General features: G+C 43.8%; 6 protein-coding genes. 4 read left to right on the plus strand and 2 right to left on the minus strand.

The window, feature by feature from the left end:
* Nucleotides 1–417: 417 nt before the first annotated feature.
* A complete protein-coding gene (locus AB4384_RS23310; protein WP_017068687.1) occupies nucleotides 418–1,269 on the plus strand; it encodes an SDR family oxidoreductase in 852 nt (283 codons plus the stop codon).
* 100 nt (nucleotides 1,270–1,369) lie between these two features.
* On the opposite strand, the gene AB4384_RS23315 is transcribed toward AB4384_RS23310, so the two are convergent.
* Both AB4384_RS23315 and AB4384_RS23320 read right to left on the minus strand, forming a co-directional pair.
* A complete protein-coding gene (locus AB4384_RS23315) occupies nucleotides 1,370–2,365 on the minus strand; it encodes an ABC transporter substrate-binding protein (RefSeq protein WP_102320038.1) in 996 nt (331 codons plus the stop codon).
* Between the two features lie 28 nt (nucleotides 2,366–2,393).
* Nucleotides 2,394–2,615, minus strand: a complete 222-nt coding sequence (locus AB4384_RS23320) for a LysR family transcriptional regulator (protein WP_372055728.1) — start codon at nucleotides 2,613–2,615, stop codon at nucleotides 2,394–2,396.
* A 191-nt stretch (nucleotides 2,616–2,806) separates the two neighbouring features.
* On the opposite strand from AB4384_RS23320, the gene AB4384_RS23325 reads away from it, so the two are divergent.
* From AB4384_RS23325 to AB4384_RS23335, 3 genes are all read left to right on the plus strand, one after another.
* Nucleotides 2,807–3,307, plus strand: coding sequence for a nuclear transport factor 2 family protein (locus AB4384_RS23325; protein WP_017068657.1), 501 nt, complete (start codon nucleotides 2,807–2,809; stop codon nucleotides 3,305–3,307).
* A gap of 296 nt (nucleotides 3,308–3,603) precedes the next feature.
* A complete protein-coding gene (locus AB4384_RS23330) occupies nucleotides 3,604–4,089 on the plus strand; it encodes a DUF4405 domain-containing protein (RefSeq protein WP_032546226.1) in 486 nt (161 codons plus the stop codon).
* Nucleotides 4,089–4,406, plus strand: a complete 318-nt coding sequence (locus tag AB4384_RS23335; protein ID WP_017068659.1) for a hypothetical protein — start codon at nucleotides 4,089–4,091, stop codon at nucleotides 4,404–4,406. The genes AB4384_RS23330 and AB4384_RS23335 overlap by 1 nt, the downstream gene beginning before the upstream one ends.
* Nucleotides 4,407–4,518: the final 112 nt, after the last annotated feature.

The raw sequence follows: 4,518 nt of genomic DNA on the forward strand, positions 1-4,518 counted from the left end.
GAATTACGCAACAAAGCCGGGGATGACGGTTAGTTTTTATTTGTGGGGGCAGTAAACTATTCTTTACTGACCAAGGCACGCTAACGGAAGCTGAACTGGCACGCTTTTGGGCAAACACTTATCTGAACCTAATCACATCACAGTTTCTATTTGCGAGCGGACAGTCTACGCACACAATCAAAATCAAACATTTTTTAAAGTTCAATCGGCTAAATTAATACTTTTTTGGGGGTTACGAGCCTGTAATTTAATTATGTTTCTACAGCGACCAAAACCACACAACGATGAGACTCTAGAGAGTTTCCTTATTCGGGTCGCGAACAAAAACGGCTATGAAGACGTACACTGTTTTTGTAATGATCTAGTATATTACTAAATGTACGAAGATAACTGCTAGATGACCAAGAGGGACAAAGGATGAAGATTGCTGTTACTGCCGCAAGTGGGAAGTTGGGCTCTGCTATTGTAGAAGCCACCGTCAAATTAACCTCGAAAAATCAAGTCGTTGCTCTAGCAAGAACACCAGAGCGCGCTTTCGGCTTGGGTGTCGAAGTGCGTCCGGGCGATTATGAGGATGCTGAGCAGCTAGAACAGTCATTGCAAGGTGTGGATGTTGTGTTGCTAGTGTCTGGTATGGATGCTCCGGATAAACGTATTGGACAGCATCGTAATGTGATTGAAGCTGCCAAAAAGGCTGGCGTGAGAAAGATTGTTTATACCAGCGTACAAGGGGCCGAGGAGAACACGGCATTTTCCCCTGTTATTCAAAGTAATCGTCAAACAGAGCGAGATGTTCGTGAGAGCGGACTTGAATGGGTGAACGGCCGTAATGGCATCTATATCGAACCTGACATCGAATACATTGATAGTTATAAGAAAGCGGGGGGCATCTTTAACTGCGCAGGTGAAGGCCAGTGTGGTTATACAACCCGAGAAGAGCTAGGTTACGCTTACGCCCGCATGCTTGTTGAAGATATACATAACGGCAATACCTACAATCTACACGGCGATGCCATTACTCAAGCACAGCTCACTGATTACATGAATAGTGCGTTTGGGACGAACCTTACATTCACGTCGATGAGCGTTGAAGAGTATCGACTAGACAGAGTGGCTGAGTTGGGTGACTTTATTGGAACGGTTATCGCTGGTATTTATCAAGGCATCCTTGAAGGGAAGTCAGATAACCCGAGTCATTTCGAACAAGCTGCAGGACGCAAGCATGTTAGCTGGCAAGATTACTTTTCAGAGCTTAAATCTCATCAATAGTTTCTGAACGCCCTCATTTATGGCGTTCAAAAGATAGAAAGTCTGGCAATTGACCAGACTTTCTCGTTGTTGGAATAACCTTTATTAGCTTTGATAAGCCTTATAGGGCTTCTTCTACCTTGGTGGCGACACTTGCTGATACCCAAGGCTTCCATACCTGTGGTGAGCTTTCTAGAAAGTAATACATGGCTTCTTCGGCGTCGGCTTGGTTGTCTTCCATCCAGGCTAACAACTCGCTCATTTGTTTATTGGTAAAACCACGTTTTTCAAAGTATTGGTAAGCAAGATGCTCATTATTAGCAAAGGCTTCTGTGGTGATAGTGTGAACCGGTGCTGGTGGATACATGGTCACTTTAGGAGATTCACAATCGGGTTGTGTCGTACAGTTACGGAATTCCTCAATGTCGGTACCACTTCCGAAATCAACTTTAACCATATCGTATTTACCCAACACAGGTGTTGGTGACCAATAGTAACCAAACCATGGTTTCTCACGCTCATAAGCTTTGGCAATGGTTCCTGCTAGTGCAGCACCTGAACCCGGGTCCACCATTTCAAATCCATGTTTATCTAAACCCATAGCATTAAATAAGTGTTCGGAAGTAATCTGACATGTCCATCCTGCCGGGCAGCTATAGAATGCGAACTTTTCATCGTCTTCTGGGTGTGCGAATAGATTAGCGTGTTTGATGACACCTTCGATTGTCGTCATCTCTGGATATTGTTCAACAAGATAGTTAGGTATCCAGAAACCTTCTTCACCGCCGTTTACTAAAGACTTGCCTGCGTAACGTAGCCGCTTATCCGCCACACCCTTATCTAACGCTTCTTTGATGCCGTTAGTCCAAAGCTCAGGCGCAACATCAGGTTGACCCTTTTCAATCATTGACGTGCCCGTAGGGACGCTATCACCGGGGATTAAATCCGCTGCACAGCCGTAGCCGTTATTCAAAATGAATTGGTCGACATGAGCAATAAGGCTCGCCGAGTTCCAGTTCATGTCTGCAATGGTGATCTCTCCGCATTCGTCAGCACTAGCGTGTACAGAAAACGCAGCAAGTACTGCGATGGAAAGCATGGATTTGTTATTCTGCATTGACGTAATTCCTTTTCTTGTCAGAAGCTTATTCGCTATAGAAACAGAAATGTTCGACGGAGAAAAGAGACTGAGATCTAAATTTAAACGATTTGTGATCCGCACCAGCAGCCCTAGACATTGAGTTAGTGAGCTGGAATCCAGATGATTGACGTACAAGTAACTCATCATCTAGCTCTTCACAAATTTTCTGCATGCTTTTTGAAATCGCACTGATTGTTTTACCCATGCGCCTTGCAGTTCTGGACAAGAAATCATTTTAGGCTCGGTTGTGCTCTTAAAATTTGACTGATCAGCTTTATTGCAAAGCCTATTGCCCAAATTCCCTTATCTACCACAGTACCATCAAGCTCAATACATTTGATTCAGCTCTATTCGACTTCTACTTTTACAGAGGGAGTCGTTTGCTTCATCCTACGTTCAACTAAACGGAGAGACGTAATGTTAAAAACAATTTTAGTGATATATTTCAGCTTATTCGCAGTAATTCAAGCAAGTTACGCAACAGACATGGATAAATCTAAGGCAGAACAATCTGCAAAAACCCTAGAGGTTGCCCAAGCTTTTCTGTGGGCTGCTGGATCTGGGGATATGGAAAAGCTAAGTACTCTAATGGCTGACGATTTTGTTTGGCATAATGAAGGAGATGATTCTATTCCTTGGATTGGTAACTGGGAGTCTAAAGAAACAGTTTTAAATACCTTCTTGCCTCGCTTTGGTGCTGGATTAAAAACAACGAGCTGGACTACAGATTATAGTTTTGCCAACGGTGATCAAGCCGTCTTTATGGGGACCATGAGTGCCACAGCAAACAACACTGGCGCTGACACTGGAAAATTTAGTTGGGCTGTGCGCGTTCAAGTCGTCGATGGGAAAGTAAAGAGTTGGAACTGGTTTGAAGACAGCTTTGCTGTCTCAAAAGCCTATCACACAGAGAAATAACAACTCTAAACATGTTTGATTTTACTAAGAATTGACTTAACACTGAGAGGCTACCTCTCAGTGTGTAAACACATTTCAGGACGGGACATAAACTGGTAAAAAGCCCGATTCTTAAGGCATGAAAAGTCGCTTAATTTGATACTCAATCTATTTGGAGCCGATCACAAATGCCGTGCTATCAAGACGCGCGGCATTTCTAACTGTAAATGACTGTAAAATCAGTTGAATCAAGGTGCCAACTTGATAGTTTATAAGCATGAATTTTTATGGCTTAACAACCTATCAGGCAATTGATCATGCAAACCCGTACATGGAAAGACAGTTTGGTAAAGACTCAGTATGTCATGGACATCCTATTGCTGATCGGCTTTATCTTAGTCTGTATCCCCAAAGCAACAGGTGTAGCAGCTCACGAATGGCTGAGCCTTTTGTTTATTATTCCTTTGATTATCCACTTACTACTGCATTGGAACTGGATGGTATCTCTTCCAAAAAATTTCATCCACAAACAATCTGCTAAAGATCGATTCAATGCGGTTTGGGATGCTTTGTTCTACTTGGTCATGCTGATGGCAACACTCAGCGGATTCTTAGTTTCCGAAGCTTTGCTACCTCAGCTAGGTATGCCAGTAGAGATACTGCCTGTTTGGTCCAAGCTACATCATGACCTAGGAAACCTAGTGATGCCAATGCTTGGTATCCATCTCGCTCTGCACTGGCAGTGGATAAAAGGTGTGAGCAGAAAAATGAGACAGAAACACAACACTAAGGCAGGTGTATAATGAAATATCTCGTTTATCGTTGGAAGCAGCGCTCTGCTATTGTCTTAATCATCTCGCTTATCATCTGCGCAGTAATGTGGACCCTAGAGCTATCAACTTGGGCAGGAACAATAAATAGTGCAGCAACCGAGCTTGCACTCGAAGAAGGAAAACGAAACCTATCTGGGTTAGCGGTTTTCGGCGTCTCATTTGTTAAGCTTACTGTGCTGACCATGGTGCCCGCCTTTTTGTGTTATGGCGTGTTAAAGCTCTCTGCTTTTGTCTTCAAAAAACGTACACACGACAACCAAAACAAGCCTACTCGGCCAGTCCACTAGTCAAGCAATGTCTCAGCCAGTGCGTCTAACATTCGACGCGCGCGCTGTCAGTGAACTAGCTGGGGCAGGTCTGCCTTACGATGATCTACCCAGTCAGCACGGAGTTGGACAT

Source organism: Vibrio sp. 10N.261.51.A4 (assembly GCF_041471945.1).
In the GTDB taxonomy this organism is placed as follows: domain Bacteria; phylum Pseudomonadota; class Gammaproteobacteria; order Enterobacterales; family Vibrionaceae; genus Vibrio; species Vibrio crassostreae_C.